The organism is Halorhabdus sp. CBA1104 (genome assembly GCF_009690625.1).
Lineage (GTDB): Archaea > Halobacteriota > Halobacteria > Halobacteriales > Haloarculaceae > Halorhabdus.
Genome location: NZ_CP033878.1, coordinates 1,951,685 through 1,969,013 on the forward strand (window position 1 = coordinate 1,951,685; position 17,329 = coordinate 1,969,013).

Consider the following 17,329-nt stretch of genomic DNA (forward strand, 5'->3'; position numbering starts at 1 on the left):
CCGGCCACGGAGATCAAGACACGCCCTCGTGGTTCGAAGCGGCGACGAGACGGGTACGTTGGCGGTTGGCCGACGGGTACTCGATCCGTCGAGGGAGTCGCGTCAGTCGTCGTTGTCGGCAGTCTGACCCTGTGCGTCCCAGATTTCGCGCATCTTCTCGGCGAAGGCCGCCGTTCGTTGAGGATGGCCGGCCCGGCCAGTGTCGTCGATGGAGACCTCGGCCAGTTCACTGACGAAGTCGCCGTTGAAATCCATGTCTGTGATGGCCTCCGTCACGTCGAACGTGAGCGTGTTGTCTTCCAGTTCGTTCTCGAGCCACGGGACTTTCGACTGGTCGTCGTCGTACTCGATCTCGTAGGTGTCCCCGCCGAGTAGGTCACGGATCGTCGCCATCGACCCGAGTTCGAGCCAGCCATCGTCCCACTGGACGTACAGTGTCCCGTCGTCGAGTTTCGTATCGTATCGCTCCATACCTCGGGATACACCGGTGATTGTATAATACCCTCACGAAGCACGTTCGATACGTCGCTGCTCAAACTCCCGACGCTGATCGACGAACCGGTCCAGAGGGCAACTACCACTCGCCGGCGTCGACACGATCGAGCGCATCGAGAAAGCCATCGGCGAAGGCCGCGCTAGTGACATGATCGGCGGCGTCGATCGCCGCCTCGTCGGCGTTCGCGACGGCGATTGCGGTCCCCGCTCGCTCGAACGTCGAGACGTCGTTTTGGGAGTCACCGATGGCAACGAAATCGTCGGTGTCGTAGCCGAGGGCCGGCGCGACCGATTCGAGTGCATCGCCCTTGCTCATGTTCGGCGATTTGACGTGGTAGGCGTACTGGGTATCGACGACTTCCAGACCGTGCTCGGCGGCGATCGATTCCAGCGGTTCGACCGCGATATCGTGGGCTAGAGCGATCTCCGTCTCCCGCCAGCGGTTGACCAGATCGGCTGGCCCCCAGCCGAGATCGTAGCCGGCTTCGACGTAGGCGTCGGCGACCGCCTGGGCGGCCTCGCGATCGCCGTGGATACGGACTGTATCGGCCCCGTCGACGAACGAGAGGCCGCCGTTCTCGGCGATAACGTTGCGTTGCAACCCCATGTAGTTACAGAGCGCAATCGGAAAGGGGAGGACTTTCCCCGTGGCGAGGACGACCGGCCCGTTCCAGGCCCGCAGTGCCGTCCCGACGCGGGGATCGAGGATCATCTCGTCGTTGGTCAGCGTTCCGTCGATGTCTGTCACCAGCGGCACCGAGGCGGCGGACATACGTCTACGAACGCGGGCGGCCGGCATGCCGGTTGCGTTTCGCCGTCACGCTGTGAGCGTCTCGTAGGCCTCTTGGACGCGCTTGAACTGATCGGTGTCGCCATCAGGAGCATCCGGGTGGACCGCCTTGACGCGTTCACGGTAGGCCGCTCGGATCGTCGCCTGATCGGCGTCCGGATCGACGTTCAAGACGTCACGGGCGTCGCTGGGGGCCATCGACGGACCGGCCCCTGGCGCTGTACCGGGCGTTCTCTGGGAGTGACTGGCGTCGCCACTCGCCGCCCGGTGACGCCGGCCAGTGGTCCGGGGGCCACCGCCGTTGGCTGCCCGTCGATGTCGGCGCTCAGCACTCGCCCGAGCGCGGCCACCCGAACGATCCCCGGCCTGGCGGCCCGGGTCCTGGGATCCGGCGCGCCCGCCGTTGGTCGCGGCGCGGCCTTCGACGCGGCGATAGATGCGGGCCGCGAGTCGCCCCGTGCCGTGTGCCCAGAGAATGTACGTCACGGTCCCGAACAGCGCCGCCGGCCCGAGGATCGCGAGGTTGTACAGGATGCCAGCTGCGGCCAAGGCTGCTGTCATGAGTGCGAACGCAGCGGCGAGGCCCACGAGCAGCCGCGATCGGTGCACGTCGCTCACTTGTGGTGGCAGTTCCGTAAGCCTCTCGCCCCCGGCGGTCCCGCCACTCAGTGCAAGCGGCCCCCCGGGGAGATCGGATGTCCACCGGGCGATGCCGCGCTCGTCTTCCGTGCGGATTGGCTCGCCCGGTGGCGCCGAGTCTGGCTGCACGGCCCTTTTTATCCCCCGTGCCCAACCGGCGGCTATGCTCGTCTCTCAGCTCGTCTTCGTCGCCCTGTTAGTGGGGACCGAGGCGTTTTTCACCGCACTCGCCGCGCTGAACCTGCGACACGCCGAGCGGACCGTCAGCGAGGAACGTGAGTGGTTGCGGGACCGACTCGGCGTCGAGGAGCCACGGGAACTGCTGGATTACAACCGACTCGGGACGGCACTGGGACAACTCCAGACGTGGGTGACGCTGTTCGTCGTCTTGCTGGTGCTGTATTCGGGAGTGTACGCCGACGCCGTCGCGGCTCTGGAGGCGACTGGGTGGCCTCTCGTCGTCCGCGGGGCTGTGTTCGTCCTCGGGGCCGCTATCGCCCTCCAGACGATCGCGCTCCCGTTCGATGTCGTCGATACCTTCGTCGTCGAATCGCAGTTCGGCTTCAACCAGCAGACGCTCACGCTCTGGCTCCGTGATCTCGCGGTCTCGCTGGTCGTGCTGGTCGCTCTCGGCGGGGTACTCGCAGCAGCACTGTTCGCGGCGATCGACGCGATTGGGGGCCTGTGGTGGGTGGCCGCGTGGCTACTGTTCGTCGCGTTCGCGCTGGTGATGCAGGTGCTGTATCCGCGTGTGATCGCGCCGCTGTTCAACGACTTCGAGCCGATCGAGGGCGGTGACCTCGCAGACGCCGTGAGTGACGTCTTTGATCGAGCCGGCTTCACTTGCTCGCAACTGTACGAGATGGACGCCAGCCGCCGGTCGAGTCACTCCAACGCGTACTTCACCGGGTTCGGGGCCACCAAGCGCGTAGTCCTGTTCGACACGCTCATCGAGCAGCTCTCGGTGCCGTCACTGCAGGCTGTCCTGGCTCACGAACTGGCACACTACAAGCGTGGTCACGTCTGGAAACAGTTGGCCGCCGGGACCGTCCAGATCGGCGTGTTGCTGTTCGGTGCCGCCCTGCTGGTCGAGGCCACCTGGCTGTACGACATGTTCGGCATCGCGGGGGAGCCGATCTACGCCGGCCTCGGGGTGGCTGCACTGTTGCTCGAACCAGTCGCACGACTGTCCGCGCCGCTTTCGAACCGACTATCGCTGGCCCACGAGCGAGAGGCCGACGCCTTCGCTGTCGAGGTCATCGAGGCCGACGCCATGGTCGAGGCACTCTGTGATCTGACCGGCGAGAACCTCTCGAACCCGTTTCCCCATCCGCTGTATGCAACCTTCCACTACGATCACCCGCCGATCCCGGACCGGATCAAACACATTCGGGAAACAGCGGGCAAAAGCGAACAGACAGCACAAGTGTAAGTCTGTGCCCCCAAGACGGGTGGGCTAACTCAGTTCGACGACTTCGACGTCCGTGACTCGATCGTCGGCCTCCATGGCATCGACAACCTCGTCGCTGACAGGCGTGTCGAGGTTGTACACGGACATGGCTTCGCCCTCGATGGCCTCACGAGCGTTTGCCATCCCGGCGATGTTGATGTCGTACTCACCGAGGATCGATCCGAGCGAGCCGATAACGCCCGGTTCGTCGTTGTTGTACGAAATGAGCATCGTGCCGTGTGGGGTCGCATCGACGCGGAACCCATCGATCTCGACGATCCGGGGTTCGTTGTCGCCAAAGAGGGTTCCGCTGACGGTCAGTTCGTGCTCGTCGTCGGAGACGGTGATCGACACCAGATTCTGGTAGTCTTCGGTCTCGCGGCGGCGGCTCTCGACGACCTGGATCCCGCGCTGTTCGGCGATCCGGGTCGGGGCGTCGACGACGACGTCCTGCCAGCCGAAGGGGTTGAACACGGCTGCGGTGAGCAGGTCGACTTCCTCGTTGGCCAACTCGCCGGCGTACTCGATTTCGATGGACTGGACGCGACCGTCGAACAGTCGCAAGGCGAGTTTACTGGCCGTCTCGGCGACGTCGACGTACGCTCGCGTCTCGGGATCGGAACTCGCGTCCGTCGAGGGGATATTGAGCGCGTTCTGGACTTCGTCACCCTCGAGCCCGGAGATGATACTGTTTGCGGCGGTAACAGCGACGTTGACCTGCGCGTTGTAGGTCTTGGCACCGAGGTGGGGTGTGACGACAACGTCGTCGACCGCGAGCAGCGGATTGTCCTCGGCCGGTGGTTCCGTCGAGAAGACATCCACGCCGGCAGCCTCGATGTCGCCGCTCTCGACGGCATCGGCAAGCGCTTGCTCGTCGATGATACCACCACGGGAGCTCAACACGACGAGATCGCCGCCGAAACGATCGATCTGCTCGGGACCGATCAGGTCCCGCGTCTCGTCGGTCAGGCGAGCCTGGACCGAGAGGAGATCGACGCGTTCGAGCAGTTCATCGAGGTCGAGGAGTTCGATGCCCATCTGGCGAGCGCGAGCCTCTCCCAGGTACGGATCGTAGGCGAGCAGATCCATCCCGAGATTGTCAAAGCGCCAGGCGACTTCCTGGCCAAGGCGACCCAGGCCGACGATCCCGGCGGTCATCCCGCCCAGTTCCAGCCCCTCGAAAGACGCCCCATCCCAACCGCCATCGCCGACCTGCATGTGGCCCTGCGGGATGCGCTTTGCGGCGTTAAAGGCCAGGCCGATCGTGTGCTCGGCCGCGGCATAGACGTTTCCGCGGGGTGCGTTGGCCACGATGACGCCGTGGTCGGTCGCTGCCGGGATATCGATGTTGTCCACCCCGATCCCCGCCCGCGAGACGACCTTGAGATTTGGTGCGTTCTCGAAAACCTCACGGGTAATCTCCGTCCCGCGGATGAGCATTGCGTCGATATCCTCGACGATCTCGAGAACGCCGTCGGTATCGATGTCGACGTCCTCGACGATGTCCAGGCCGGCACTCCGGAGGCGCGCCAGACCAGCGTCGTCGATCGGGTCCGTGACCAGTACCTTCATGCCTGGAGGGAATTTCCCCACCACATTAACCTTTTAGAGTTCGTCGCGACGCGCGAGTCACCGCCGCCGAGAAAACGAGGGGTCGCCGAACGGAAATTCGGAGCCTCAGACCGGTTCGCCAAGCATCTCGGCGAGATCCTCTTCGGGATCGCCGATGGCCTGGAGCCCGAACTCGTCGTTGAGGAGCTCAACCACGTCGTCGGTGAGCCACTCGGGGATCGTCGGACCGATGCGGACGTCCTGGATCCCGAGGTCGAACAGGCCCAGCAGGACGGCGACGGCTTTCTGTTCGAACCACGAGAGGACGATGCTCACGGGCAGGTCGTTGACGCCACAGTCGAAGGCTTCGGCCAGTGCCTGGGCGATCTTGACCGTCGAGATGGAGTTGTTACACTGCCCCAGGTCGATGAAGCGGGGGATGTCCGTCCCGGGAACGGTGCCGTATTCGAGGTCGTTGAAGCGGAACTTGCCACAGCCGGTCGTCAGGACGACACAATCGTCAGGGACGTTCTTGGCGAGTTCGCGGTAGTAGGCACGACCGTCGGTCGGGGCGTCACAGCCCGCGATGACGAAGAAGTGCCGGAGCTTGCCCTCCTCGACGGCTTCGACGATCTGGGGTGCCAGGTCGAGGACCGTCTCGTGGTAGAAGCCCGTCGAGAGGGTTTCGTCACTGTTCCACTCGTCGTCGGCGGGTTCGGGCAGTTCCTTGGCCTGTTCGATGACGGGCGCAAAGTCACCGTCCTCGATATGGGTCGCCCCTTCAAGGCCGGCGACGGTCGTCGTGTAGAACCGATCGACGTAATCATCGACCGGCGGCATCAAGCAGTTCGACGTCCCGACGATCGCGCCGGGGAACTCACGGAACAGATCCCGCTGGTCGAACCACGCTTCGCCGACGTTACCCTTCAGGTGGTCGTATTTGGCGAGTTCGGGGTAGCCGTGGGCGGGCAGCATCTCCGAGTGGGTATAGACGTTGATCCCCTCGCCTTCGGTCTGTTCGAGCAGTTCCTTCAGGGCGTACAGATCGTGGCCGGTAACGACGATCGACTTCCCATCGACCTGATTCTCCGGGACTTCGGCGGGTTCGGGTTTGCCCAGCGTGTCGACGTGAGCCTGATCGAGCAGTTCCATGGCGTCGATGGCGGCCGAGCCCAGGTCCAGGGCCTGGCCGACCGTCTCGTCCATGTCGAAGTTGACGTTCGTCAGCGTGTGAAACAGCGTCTCGTGGACGGTCGCATCGACACCCTCATCGACGTATCCCATCTCGCGGGCATGATGGGCGTACGCCGAGACGCCTTTCGCGCCGAGGATCATCGTCTCCTGTAAACTGTCGAGGTTCGGGTCCTTGCCACAGACGCCCTGGACGGTACAGCCACCGTCGAGCGTTTGCTCACACTGCAGGCAGTCCATCATACACGTCACTGTCCGGACGCCACCCATATACCTCGTCTACCAACTCCCCGTCTTCTGGGAACGGGAGCGAACACGTTCGTCCAGGTTGTTTATACGGTGTTTGCGAACGTCGAATTTCGCGTACAGTAGCGGCCAGAACGTACAGAACAGTGAACGATTATGTAAAATGATGTTGTTCCCGGAAGTCAGGCGAGATCGGCGGGCGGCCCGCCCGGCAGGTCATCGCGATCGTGGGAGGCCTCGAAGTCCAGATCCGGTCCCGTCGGGACGATGCGCTTGGGACTCACGTCGGGATGGGTCGTGTAGTAGTGTTCTTTGATATGAGCCAGGTCGACCGTCTTGGCGACGTCTCCCGTTTGATACACGTCACGCAGATACGGCCAAAGGTGGTCGTACTCCCGAATCAGCTTGTGGTTGCACATGAAGTGGGTGTGATAGACCGCATCGAATCGGACGAGGGTAGTGAACATCGCGATGTCGGCCTCAGTCAGACGATCACCCGCGAGATAGCGCTGGTCGGCGAGCACCGAATCCCAGTGATCGAGGGCATCGAACAACTCCTCGAGTGCTTCGTCGTAGGCATCCTGGGAATCGGCGAAGCCAGCCTTGTAGACACCGTTGTTGATCGGTTCGTAGATGTCCTCGATGAGCCGGTCGATCTCCTCGCGATAGCCCTCGGGATAGAGATCGACGTCGTTGTCGGCCACATCGTCGAATTCCGTATCGAGCATCCGCATGATCTCGGCGGACTCGTTGTTGACGATCGTGTCTTCCTGTTTGTCCCAGAGGACCGGCACGGTTACGCGGCCAGTCATGTCGGGATCGGCCGCCACGTAGATCTCTCGAAGGTAGTCGCTTCCGTTGATCGTGTCGGGTGTACAGCCGTCTTTCTCGGGGGTGAACTGCCAACCGTCGTCGCCGCGGTAAGGATCGACGTAATCGACCGTGATCGCGTCTTCGAGTCCCCTCAGCGTCCGCGTGAGCAGCGTCCGGTGTGCCCACGGACAGGCCCGGCAGACGTAGAGGTGATACCGGCCGGCCTCGGGCTGAAATCGCGCGTCGGGATCGTCCTCGATGCGATCGCGGAAAGCAGTCGTCTGGCGCTCGAAAGCACCATCTTCGTTGGTCGTCTGGTAGGCGTCGGTACGCCACTCACCATCGACGAGCATGTTCATTGTACCGCTTACTTGGCGACCGCGACGCATAAACCTCAGAGTGACGTGAGTGTTACCACCAGTTGCACTGGCGTGAGATCTGCCCGGTGAAACTGGCTTCGAAGCCCTTATTTGACGCCTTTCCCTCTGATTCGCCAAGAGAAACCCATGTCGGAAAAACCAGCCTCGATGTACCGGGACATCGACAAGCCGTCCTACACCCGGCGCGAATACATCACCGGTATCCCCGGTTCGAAGATCGCACAGCACAAGATGGGCGACGCTGACACCGACCCTGAAGACTATCCCGTCCAGATCTCGCTGGTCGTCGAGGAGACTGTCCAGCTTCGCCACGGCTCGATGGAGGCCTCGCGGCTGTCGGCCAACCGCCACCTGATCAAGGAACTGGGCGAGGGCAACTACAAGATGGTCCTCCGGAAGTTCCCCCACCAGGTCATCCGGGAGAACAAGCAGGCAACCGGCGCAGGTGCCGACCGTGTTTCCGACGGGATGCGTCAGTCCTTCGGCAAGATCGTCGGCACGGCCGCTCGCGTCCAAGCGGGGGAACGGCTGTTCACCGCCTACTGTGACGTCGATCAGGCCGACGCCGTCAAGGAAGCCTTCCGTCGGGCCTACAACAAGATCACACCGCCCTGCCGGATCAAAATCGAGCGTGGCGAAGAGTTGCTGATCGCCTAACGCCACCCACTTTTCTCGTCGCCACTCTGTCCACGGTGACTCGCAGCGTTGGCCCTCCACGACTGGCACGAAGAGAGTCAACTCGCCGTCGACCGGAATGACGACGCCAACGCTACGAACAGGCACATCGAGGAAACGCCAACGAGCCACACGAGGAGTTGCGATCTGTCACGACTGGTGACTGGCCCGTGTGGTCAGTACGCCGAACGTCACCTGGGAGGTTACGAGCGGCGACGAGGCCGCGTTATCCGTCGTAAGAAATGCCCAGTTCGTCGAGGAACGTCCGTGCGCCTGCGGCCGAGGAACCAGGTCCACGCGCAGTCACGAGGTCGCCATCGACGGTGACGCTAGTCTCAGCATCGAGTTGTGCATCCCAGTCGGCCCCAGCGGCTTTGACCTCATCTTCGACCCAGTACGGTAGTTTCCGGCCGTCAGGCATGCGGTCGTGATCGTCGACGATCCCGGCTTCCCACTCGTTGGGAAAGCCAGTGACCGAGCGCCCGTCGACGAGATACCCGCCGTCGCTATCGCGCGTAAACGCCAAGATTCCGACGGTGTGACAAACGACGAGGGCTTTCCCATCGTCGCCTTCGACGGCCTCTCGAAGGGCTGTCCGTGCGTGCTTGTCTTGATTGACGTCCCATTCAGCGCCGTGGCCACCGGGGAAGACGATCGCATCGAACGACGTCGGGTCGAGGGCCGCAAGCGGTTCGGGATCGTTCAATCGCTCGTCGTTCTCGTGGATCTCCCGAACGCGTTGGGCCGTCTCCTCGCCGACCTCATCGGGATCGACCGAGCGCTCGTCCAAAACGGCAGGACCGCCAGATGGCGTCGCGACAGTGATATCGACACCCGCTTCGTCGAAAGTCGTCAACGGTTCGATACATTCTTCGCCCCAATAGCCGTGTTCACTGACAATGAATAGTGCAGTCGGCATCGATGGGAAGTAGTGGACGAACAGTGAAATACTGATTGGCTACGGCAACCCGCTGGCGAGTGTGGACACGCTCGATGCAACAAGCAGACATTCCGGACGGCTCTGGATTGCTACTCGGCACCGCGATACGGGGGCGATTTGTATCTGTTCTACGGTGACGAGCATCTCGCAGGAATCGAGTCGCTCCCGGCGACAGCGCCCCGGGGTCTGGAGACCGGTATTGACCGATCCTCGAAAGTACTCCAGCGAACTCACAGTCAAAACGCGGTGGGGTCGACGAGGTCCGACACCAAGTCGGCCGTCGGCTAGATTGAGACACAACTTGCCGTGTCGCCTTCGCAGCGGTCGGTATCGGCGATGACCAGATCGAATGGAGCGACTGCGAGCCCAGGCAGCCACCGTTCTGCCGTCAGTCCGACGATTGATGACCAGAGCAGCCCAATCGAGATGGTTAAGCCATCCAGTGGCCGTTCGGGTCGTCACGATCGAAACGGGCGTATCGCACAGTTCGATCCGCTTGGGTAGGGAAGCGACGCGAAACGATCCGACGAAGCAAAAGTGGAATGCCGCCTCCCGGATTTGGCCCCTCGGGGCTGCTGTTGCCCCTGAGTCAAGCTTTCCGGCCTGAGCTAAGCAACGTTTGGCGTTCTGCGGAGAGCAAACAATGGAACTCGAACCAATCGCTCCCGCAGACGCAAAGGAAATGTTCCTCGCACAACGGCGTGACGAGGTTTCAGAAGCAACGTTGCAGGGCTATCACTACCGCCTCAAGCCCTTCGTGCAGTGGTGTGACCAAGAAGGCATTAGGAATCTTAATGACCTGACTGCCCGCTCGCTTCACGAATACCGCTTGTGGCGGAAAGAAGACGGAGACCTGAAGACGATTACCCTGAAGGGGCAGCTATCGACCCTTCGTGTGTTCCTGAAGTTCCTCGAATCAATCGACGGAGTAGAGCAGGGACTACACGACAAGCTGCTCGTTCCCTCGGTTGAAGACGAAGAAGCAGTTAGCAACAGTATGCTTGAGGCAGAGCGGAGTGAACACATTCTCCGCTACCTCAGCAAGTACGAATACGCCTCGAAGCGTCACACGCTCTTTGCGGTGTTGTGGCACACCGGCTGTCGGATGGGCGCGGCCCACTCTATGGATGTATCCGACTTCGACCGGGAGAATCAAGCACTAAAAATCCGGCATCGGCCCGACACCGGAACGCATCTGAAGAACAAGCAGGCTGGCGAGCGTATCTGTGCCCTCTCCGAAGAGGTGTGCGAGGTGCTGGAAGACTACATTAACGTTACCCGTGACGACGTGACCGACGAACACGGACGGGAACCCCTCTTCACGACTCAGTACGGACGGATGCACAGGTCGAAGATTCGGGAGATGGTGTATGCTGTTTCCCGTCCCTGTGCCTACGGGAAGGAATGTCCACACGGTCGAGACCCTGACTCGTGTGAGGCAGGAAACTACACGCAGGCAAGCAAGTGTCCATCAAGCGTATCTCCCCACGATATTCGACGTGGAGCTATTACCAATCTCCTCAGGAACGAGGTTCCCAAGCAGGTTGTGTCCGACCGAGTGAACTCTTCCCCTGAAACGCTTGAAAAGCATTACTCGCAGTTGACCGAGGAGGAGAAGATGGAGCAACGAAGAGACTATCTTGAGGAACTGTGACCACTTGAGGCGGTAAACACACCCTCCGCCTCAGGTTTCTAAACTACCTGTCGTTAGCTTTTGTTACCCCACGGAGCCGAGTGACGACTATACGGAATAATCCGGGTACGGCGTAGCTGTACAATGACCTCCTTCGGTTCGTATCGGCTCTCGGTCACAAGCAGGGGGGAGCCTGTGTTCATCCCCCTAAAGAGGGTGCTTGTGATTCGAGATTTCTTAATGACTCAGGATGGTTGATTTCGTCGGAACTTTTCAACGTCATCACTACATCGTTCCCAGAACTCCACCCAAGTCTCTCTGTCCCAGTGCCTATGGGTATTGCTCAAGAGGTAGTGGTCCAAGCCCTTGTGATTCCAGTCAAGTTTCAGTCCCTCAAGATTCCGTCTATCAGTTCTATGGCCCGAAGCTTGTGAGTGAGTTATCTCCTTGTCGTTGATATACCGGTAGTACCACGTTGCAGCATTTTTCCCAACAAACGCAATTCGGGTTGGGTCGTGAGCATCAATCCGGTCCATCAGAGTCTCAAGACCACTCACTACTTGGTGCGCTTCAATATCGCTGTCCTTGGCTACCCTGAACTCATCAGGGTCAACAATCTCGGTGAGATAGATACCGTACTCTTTGCCGAGTTGTCGGTAATTTTCAGGAGCTATCTGTTCGTCTGTTATCCCCGCATCCCGAAGCGTTCCCCAGAACCGATTGTTGTGATAGATGTAGTAGGCGTCTTGTTCCTTGCTCTTCGAACTCCCACAGACGAACGTATGATGCTTCATATCAATGTTCACAGACCCGTGTTCAATATCTATTTTGTTGCCAAGAGTGGCTAAAGAGGTAGCTGGTCAAGGGGCTTGGGCCGGTCAGGTGCTTACAGAAGTCGTTAGAAGTCTGGGAAGTCAAGCAGGTCCGGCCACTCGAACTTTTCTCTTTGTTCGATGACCTTCGTTCCCCTGTCGTCCACCTCCTTACACTCCGCTATTCCCAGAGTTTCGAGTAATTCCATCCGTTTCAGTACGGTTGGTTCTGTGTAGGGCGTCTGTTCCGTCAGGTCGGAAGTGGACAGGCTTCCATCGTTTTTGGGATTCAACACAGCCCGGACGACTGGACGACGCTCCTTTGGCATCGTACTCAGGGCGATACGGGCACAGACTTGAGCATCCTCTATTTCAACCTGCTTTCGACCACAGAGCAATGCGCGACCACGGGCAATATCCCGAAGAGTCGTTACAATTCGGTGAGGGCCTTCTTTCTTTGTGGTTCCATCCTTGACGGGTGCGCGAGCGTGAACGACAAGCATAGTCAGGTACTCGAACACCTGTTGAAGCTCGTCGGAAAGGGAACTCTCCCATTCGACACTCCCGTAGCCACCGTGTTCACTCCATAGGTCGTTGAGCAACGTCTGAACAGCCTCTTGACACCGAGCTACCTTCTTGCCGTACTCGTCGTCGTCAAACACATCCGAGACCGCCTGCGACATATCCGTCATTTTGCTCTTCTCGTGGAACACCAGCCGATTACCAGTGTGGCCCATCACGTTCCACGCTCTTTGAGGGAGTGGGGTGGTCGCACCGAGGAAGCCGAATCGGTAATCACCGGTATATCCACGTTGACCGTGTGAACCTGTGTCCCTCACGTAGCCGTCTCCGTCCATCACATTCGCAACGACGGACATCCACTTCTTGATGGAAGCTTGGTCTCCTGCGAACCAGCCACTCATATCCTTACACGTCATCAGTTTGTGCCGAATACGAGGGAGAAGGTCCATCTTCTCCAATTCCTCTTCATCCTTCGAGGGTTCTGCACTTACGAAAGAGGCGGGAGTGGCATCGTCGCTTCTCTCTACTAAATCATCTAAGCCATTGTTGAAAAACCGGATTACAGTTGATTTGCCCGCTCCAGTTTCTCCAACAATAACAAGCCCGGTGCAACTTTGCAGACCTTCGAGGAGGAGTGAAGCCGGAACGCATAGAGACGCCTCGGTTACTTCCCACGTCTGCTGGTCAAACTCTTCAAGAACCGTTTCCCGAACATCAGAGAGAGGGCTACCGGATTCTAAGCCAGCGGTGTCACCACTATCGCCGTCAGTGTGTTCATCTGCAATGTACTCCTTGTGAAGCTCCTTCAGGGCGGTCTCTCGCTCTTCTATGCTTGAGGGAGCCTGCTCAAGTCTATCTCCTGTGACAGGATAGACACGCTCTCTATCCGTCATCTCAACGTCGCTGCTACGTTCTCCACCATCGGGAAGTGGTCCCTGTACAAGGAGGAGGATATGCGTCTGTTCAGGTCCGTATTCTGCGTATGAGTCTACCGTGTCGATAATATCCTCAGCCCATTCTTCAGGTTCTCCATCGCTAACTGCGTTTTCCAACCGAATCCCGACCAAAGGGTCGTCTTCGGTTAGTGCAAACCCAAGTCCATCCATCTCAGCAGACAGTGCATCTGAGAACATCTCGGCCGCTTCATACCCGACGAACGTATCCGGGTCAGACGGGTCTACCCGGTTGTCTGTTTTCGGGTTGGCTGGATACCTCTGCCCGTTTTCATCGGTCGACCAGCATACCCACTGGTCACGGGACTCCAACGGTTCGGGAATGTGATTGGCGAACTGTTCGTCGCTGTCGTTCGATGATTTGGTATTCGTTGACATTGTTTTCCTTCTCACAAGCGAGACCCGTAGCTGGTCATCGGCAGTAGCGCTTTCGAATCCGCTACCGATTGCTGGTGAAGCGTCCAATCCTATCAGCAATCAACTGCATCACGGCCTCTGTGTGCTGATAGCAACCTCTCGTCAGGGGTCTCGCCTTACTCTATGCATAGTGCCCGAGCCACTTATTTCTTGTCAAAAATCTGTCAGGGTAGAAGTGGTATATAAATTCACTGGAGGATGGATTATTTCCATCTGTAGAGCCGATAATCTCCGAACCTAACTAATCCCACACCCAGTTTTATTTACTAATTGGGGGACCAAGGAGGAGTGTGAACACATATCACTTTCACTTCGGCAGGCTGACCTATTTATGGTCCCCCTACAATATGTTAACCTATGTCTGAGGCAGCCCTCTCGCCCAGAGAAATTGCCGATGAACTCATTAAAGAACGCCATACGGAGCAAGAAGTTGCTGACTTACTCCACGAAATAGAGGACCACCCTGAGGTAGATTGGGTCCCTCTGGGTCGGGAGCCGAACAACTACAGTATCGTCGAGAACCAGCAGGCAGACGCAATGGCTGCCTTCACTGAGCTGGTAGTCAACAGTATTGATGCCATTATTCTCCGTGCTTTCTTCAATCGTTTTGGAGATAGTTACTCCGGCGACGAATTTTCGTCTCTTGAAGAAGCAGCCGAGGAACTGGTAGAGGACGAGAGGGACATTATCGAGGTGATTGCTACGGGTGACCAAAATGGTCCATTTTCACTCACTCTCTACGATAACGGATGTGGACAGCCCAGAGACGAGTTTGAGCATACATTCTTGAATGTGTTGACACCCGGTGAATTGAAGCAGGAATTCGATTTCCTTCAGGGGAAGTATGGAATGGGGTCAACGGGGGTTCTACCGTTTTGTGGTGAAAAAGGCTACAAGCTGATTGCTTCAGCCGCCCACGATTCTCCCGGTAACTGGTCTTGGTCAATTATCCGGAAGAACCGGGACAAGACGCGCTACGAGTACTTAGTCGTGAACGGTCAACCTCTCCAATTTAATGGAGAAATCGGTGACCACGATAGCGGGACGTTCGTCAAGTGCTTCGAATTTCAGAGCGAAGTAAAGAGTACGATTACCAAACGATTCCGCCATCGGCTGGAACGTTACATCACAGAATCTCCCATCGAAATCCAGCTAACAGATACCAGATACGATGGATGGGGGCCTGCTACCACCAAGGGACTTCTTCCAAGTATTAAAGACCGAAAGGAGTTGCTTCAGGGGAAGAGCGGATAGAACACAAATTCGATAATGATGTTCTGGGGACCAAGGATGTCGAGATTTACTTGTTCAAAGCGGAAGACCAGTTGGAAGAGATAGGCCGCTCGAAAGGAGTGAAAGAAGCCTTTGTGCGGGGAGAAAAGCAGACTCAACAGGCAATTCTATTCACTTACAACGGACAAACACACGGAGACCAAGGTCAAACCTTCATAAAACGTCGCTGTAATCTCCGTCGCATTTCCAATGACGCCCTTGTTGTCATCGACTTTACCGATATTGACGATGCAGATGTTGTAGACCTGTTCAAACCTTCTCGGGACCGCCTTCAGAATAAAACACCGGCGAAGGTGTTGAAAAGCGAATTAGAGGAGATTATCTCGGAGAATGAGATGCTTCGAGAAGAGGAGGAGCGTCGGAAAAGCAAGGACATCAAGGAGGACACTGAAGAGTTAGAAGAGGATATTCTTGATGAAATATTGGAGCGTAATCCCTCTCTCAAGGGGTATCTAAAAGCTGGAAACAAAACGCCAGTTATTGAGGAGGAAGGAGACGAAGAGGTTGACTATGAAGGTAACTTCTATCCCTCGAAATTCAATATAATCAAAAAATATCATTCACGGAGTGACTATCAGGTGTGGGAAGAAGACGAAGAAGACGAGATGTATGTAAAGCGAATTCCGAGTAATAGAAGCTCAATCCAGAGGTTTGAACTAGACGCTACCAACGATTTCCTTTCCAGAGAGAAAGACCCCGGCTCTATCGAAGCAGAGATACCATCAATCATCAAATCAAAGCGGCTAAAAGACGGAATTCTAACGTTGCGGCTCGACCCGCCGGATGGACTCTCCTCGGGTGATGCTCTTACATTGAAATTGGAGGTAGAGCCAGCAGACACATCGACCGGGGAGCTAACTCGGACCTTCAGCATCCAGATTACCGACCCTGTTGAGAAGACAAGCAGGCCTTCTCCCCAAGAGGAAGAGAGCGGCGCTGGTGGTTTCGAGTTGCCTGATGCTACGTGGGTTCCAGAGGAAGACTGGGACAATCACGGTTTCAACGAGCATTCTATTGTGAGATTAGAGCCGAGTCCAGACGGTGAGATGACATTGTTTATCAATGAGGATGCAGCCCCGTTAGTCAATTTCCGGAAGCGAAATAACCTGAAAGAGAGCGGAAAAAAGTATGTCAAGCAGACCTACAAATTAGGTGTGATTCTGTATTCTGTTGGTCAGTATATGGAGATTGAACGGGAGTATGGTGAAGACCCACACTGGGAAGAAATAGACCCTGCTGAGGTTGTTGAAACCTCAATGAAGGGTATAGCACAGTCACTTCTTGACCAAACAATCACCGACGACAAACTCGATGACATCACCTATTAAATAGAAAATCTCAAATATCCTCGACGAGTGGACGGTATCAAAATGGATGCTGACTCTCTACTCGACGACCTCGATTACCCTTCCCCAGATGCTTCAGCAACTTACGAAGTGAGAAAGGGGACGCTCGGGACTTGCCAATTGCCGAGGATAGTGTAGACTTGATTTTCACGTCTCCTCCATATTGGAAAAAGAGAGACTACGGACACGAGGACCAGATAGGCCAAGAGGGTTCTCCCGAAGATTACGTTTCCAACTTGATGGAGGCATTCGACGAATGGGAACGAGTCTTGCGAGACTCGGGAACGATACTTCTCAATATCGGAGACACTTACAAAAATAAGAGCCGGATGGGGATTCCGTGGAAAGTAGCCGAAGCCGCAAGAGAAAGAGGATGGCGGGTCAGGAGTGAAATCATTTGGCACAAACCGAATGGGATGCCGACAGCTTCCGACGACCGATTTGTAAACCGCCACGAGTATATTTTCCACTTCACCCCAAAAAGTGGGTACTATTTTGACAAGTTCGGGTACAATACCGTCTACGACGGCCCAATAGACGTGTGGAAAGTCACTCACGACCAGAACGATACTCACCTCGCACCATTCCCGAACGAATTAGTCCAACGTGGCCTTGTAGCTGCCTGCCCTCCAGCAGTTTGTCAGTCCTGTGGTCATCCCCGACATAGAGTGGTAGAGAAATCTCTAAAGCAACTGAATGAGGACCGTCCACAGGCACGGAGAGCTATGGAGATATTTGAAGATTCAGACCTTGAGGAGAAGCATTTGGAAGCAATTCAGGCAACAGGTATTGCCGATACCGGGAAAGGACGTGAAGTACAGAATGGAACCGGTTCTAATTCTGAGGAAGTGCTTGAATTAGCATATGAGGCCAAAGATGTTCTGGGCGGTTACTTTCGAGAGTTTACTTTCCCTGAGAAAACGACAGTGGGCTGGACGGAATGTGACTGTGAAGAACGGGAGACGACACCGGGGACGGTATTAGACCCATTCGCAGGTAGTGGAACCACTATTGAGGTTGCAAAATCAATGGGACTCTCCGCAGTGGGGGTCGATATTGACCCACCTGACAACCTCGAACAATTTACCGAATCCACCGTCGCTGAATAGTTCTATTAACAACAGGAATTCATTTGTACCTCCCAAAGAAATTTAACACATCTCTCCCCGAGCTAAGTAGCAGT

At 57.3% G+C, this 17,329-nt stretch carries 15 protein-coding genes; 6 read left to right on the forward strand and 9 right to left on the reverse strand.

Going from position 1 to position 17,329, the window contains the following annotated elements:
- Positions 1-102 precede the first annotated feature (102 nt).
- From Hrd1104_RS09875 to Hrd1104_RS09885, 3 genes are all read right to left on the reverse strand, one after another.
- On the reverse strand, positions 103-471 hold the full coding sequence (locus Hrd1104_RS09875; protein WP_154552600.1) for a hypothetical protein: 369 nt from the start codon (positions 469-471) through the stop codon (positions 103-105).
- Between the two features lie 103 nt (positions 472-574).
- Positions 575-1,267 (reverse strand): phosphoglycolate phosphatase, encoded by a 693-nt coding sequence (locus tag Hrd1104_RS09880; protein ID WP_154552601.1) that lies wholly within the window; start codon positions 1,265-1,267, stop codon positions 575-577.
- Positions 1,268-1,312: 45 nt separating this feature from the next.
- Positions 1,313-2,053 (reverse strand): J domain-containing protein, encoded by a 741-nt coding sequence (locus Hrd1104_RS09885; RefSeq protein ID WP_229770454.1) that lies wholly within the window; start codon positions 2,051-2,053, stop codon positions 1,313-1,315.
- Positions 2,054-2,087: 34 nt separating this feature from the next.
- Between Hrd1104_RS09885 and Hrd1104_RS09890 the strand changes: the two genes are divergently transcribed.
- Positions 2,088-3,356 carry a M48 family metallopeptidase gene (locus Hrd1104_RS09890; RefSeq protein WP_154552603.1) on the forward strand — a complete coding sequence of 423 codons (1,269 nt, stop codon included), beginning with the start codon at positions 2,088-2,090 and terminating at the stop codon, positions 3,354-3,356.
- A 24-nt stretch (positions 3,357-3,380) separates the two neighbouring features.
- On the opposite strand, the gene serA is transcribed toward Hrd1104_RS09890, so the two are convergent.
- The 3 genes from serA to Hrd1104_RS09905 form a co-directional block, all read right to left on the reverse strand.
- Positions 3,381-4,946, reverse strand: coding sequence for a phosphoglycerate dehydrogenase (gene serA / locus Hrd1104_RS09895; protein WP_154552604.1), 1,566 nt, complete (start codon positions 4,944-4,946; stop codon positions 3,381-3,383).
- A gap of 105 nt (positions 4,947-5,051) precedes the next feature.
- Positions 5,052-6,359 carry a hydroxylamine reductase gene (hcp, locus tag Hrd1104_RS09900; RefSeq protein ID WP_199268317.1) on the reverse strand — a complete coding sequence of 436 codons (1,308 nt, stop codon included), beginning with the start codon at positions 6,357-6,359 and terminating at the stop codon, positions 5,052-5,054.
- A 185-nt stretch (positions 6,360-6,544) separates the two neighbouring features.
- Positions 6,545-7,534 (reverse strand): glutathione S-transferase family protein, encoded by a 990-nt coding sequence (locus Hrd1104_RS09905; RefSeq protein WP_154552605.1) that lies wholly within the window; start codon positions 7,532-7,534, stop codon positions 6,545-6,547.
- A gap of 147 nt (positions 7,535-7,681) precedes the next feature.
- On the opposite strand from Hrd1104_RS09905, the gene Hrd1104_RS09910 reads away from it, so the two are divergent.
- Positions 7,682-8,212: a 50S ribosomal protein L16 gene (locus tag Hrd1104_RS09910; protein WP_154552606.1), complete on the forward strand. Its 531-nt coding sequence runs from the start codon at positions 7,682-7,684 to the stop codon at positions 8,210-8,212.
- Positions 8,213-8,456: 244 nt separating this feature from the next.
- On the opposite strand, the gene Hrd1104_RS09915 is transcribed toward Hrd1104_RS09910, so the two are convergent.
- Positions 8,457-9,149: a type 1 glutamine amidotransferase domain-containing protein gene (locus Hrd1104_RS09915; protein ID WP_154552607.1), complete on the reverse strand. Its 693-nt coding sequence runs from the start codon at positions 9,147-9,149 to the stop codon at positions 8,457-8,459.
- 664 nt (positions 9,150-9,813) lie between these two features.
- Here Hrd1104_RS09915 and Hrd1104_RS09920 point away from each other — a divergent pair.
- Positions 9,814-10,824: a site-specific integrase gene (locus Hrd1104_RS09920; protein WP_154552609.1), complete on the forward strand. Its 1,011-nt coding sequence runs from the start codon at positions 9,814-9,816 to the stop codon at positions 10,822-10,824.
- A gap of 224 nt (positions 10,825-11,048) precedes the next feature.
- Here the strand turns inward: Hrd1104_RS09920 and Hrd1104_RS09925 are convergent, their stop codons facing one another.
- Both Hrd1104_RS09925 and Hrd1104_RS09930 read right to left on the reverse strand, forming a co-directional pair.
- A complete protein-coding gene (locus tag Hrd1104_RS09925) occupies positions 11,049-11,597 on the reverse strand; it encodes a uracil-DNA glycosylase family protein (RefSeq protein WP_154552610.1) in 549 nt (182 codons plus the stop codon).
- Positions 11,598-11,701: 104 nt separating this feature from the next.
- Positions 11,702-13,468 carry a hypothetical protein gene (locus tag Hrd1104_RS09930; RefSeq protein WP_154552611.1) on the reverse strand — a complete coding sequence of 589 codons (1,767 nt, stop codon included), beginning with the start codon at positions 13,466-13,468 and terminating at the stop codon, positions 11,702-11,704.
- Between the two features lie 396 nt (positions 13,469-13,864).
- Here Hrd1104_RS09930 and Hrd1104_RS13355 point away from each other — a divergent pair, with 396 nt between their 5' ends.
- The 3 genes from Hrd1104_RS13355 (at position 13,865) to Hrd1104_RS09940 (ending at position 17,255) form a co-directional block, all read left to right on the forward strand.
- Positions 13,865-14,761, forward strand: coding sequence for a hypothetical protein (locus Hrd1104_RS13355; protein WP_229770455.1), 897 nt, complete (start codon positions 13,865-13,867; stop codon positions 14,759-14,761).
- Between the two features lie 50 nt (positions 14,762-14,811).
- Complete coding sequence (locus tag Hrd1104_RS13360) at positions 14,812-16,128, forward strand: hypothetical protein (RefSeq protein ID WP_229770456.1); 1,317 nt, start codon at positions 14,812-14,814, stop codon at positions 16,126-16,128.
- A 131-nt stretch (positions 16,129-16,259) separates the two neighbouring features.
- Positions 16,260-17,255 carry a site-specific DNA-methyltransferase gene (locus tag Hrd1104_RS09940; RefSeq protein WP_154552612.1) on the forward strand — a complete coding sequence of 332 codons (996 nt, stop codon included), beginning with the start codon at positions 16,260-16,262 and terminating at the stop codon, positions 17,253-17,255.
- Positions 17,256-17,329: the final 74 nt, after the last annotated feature.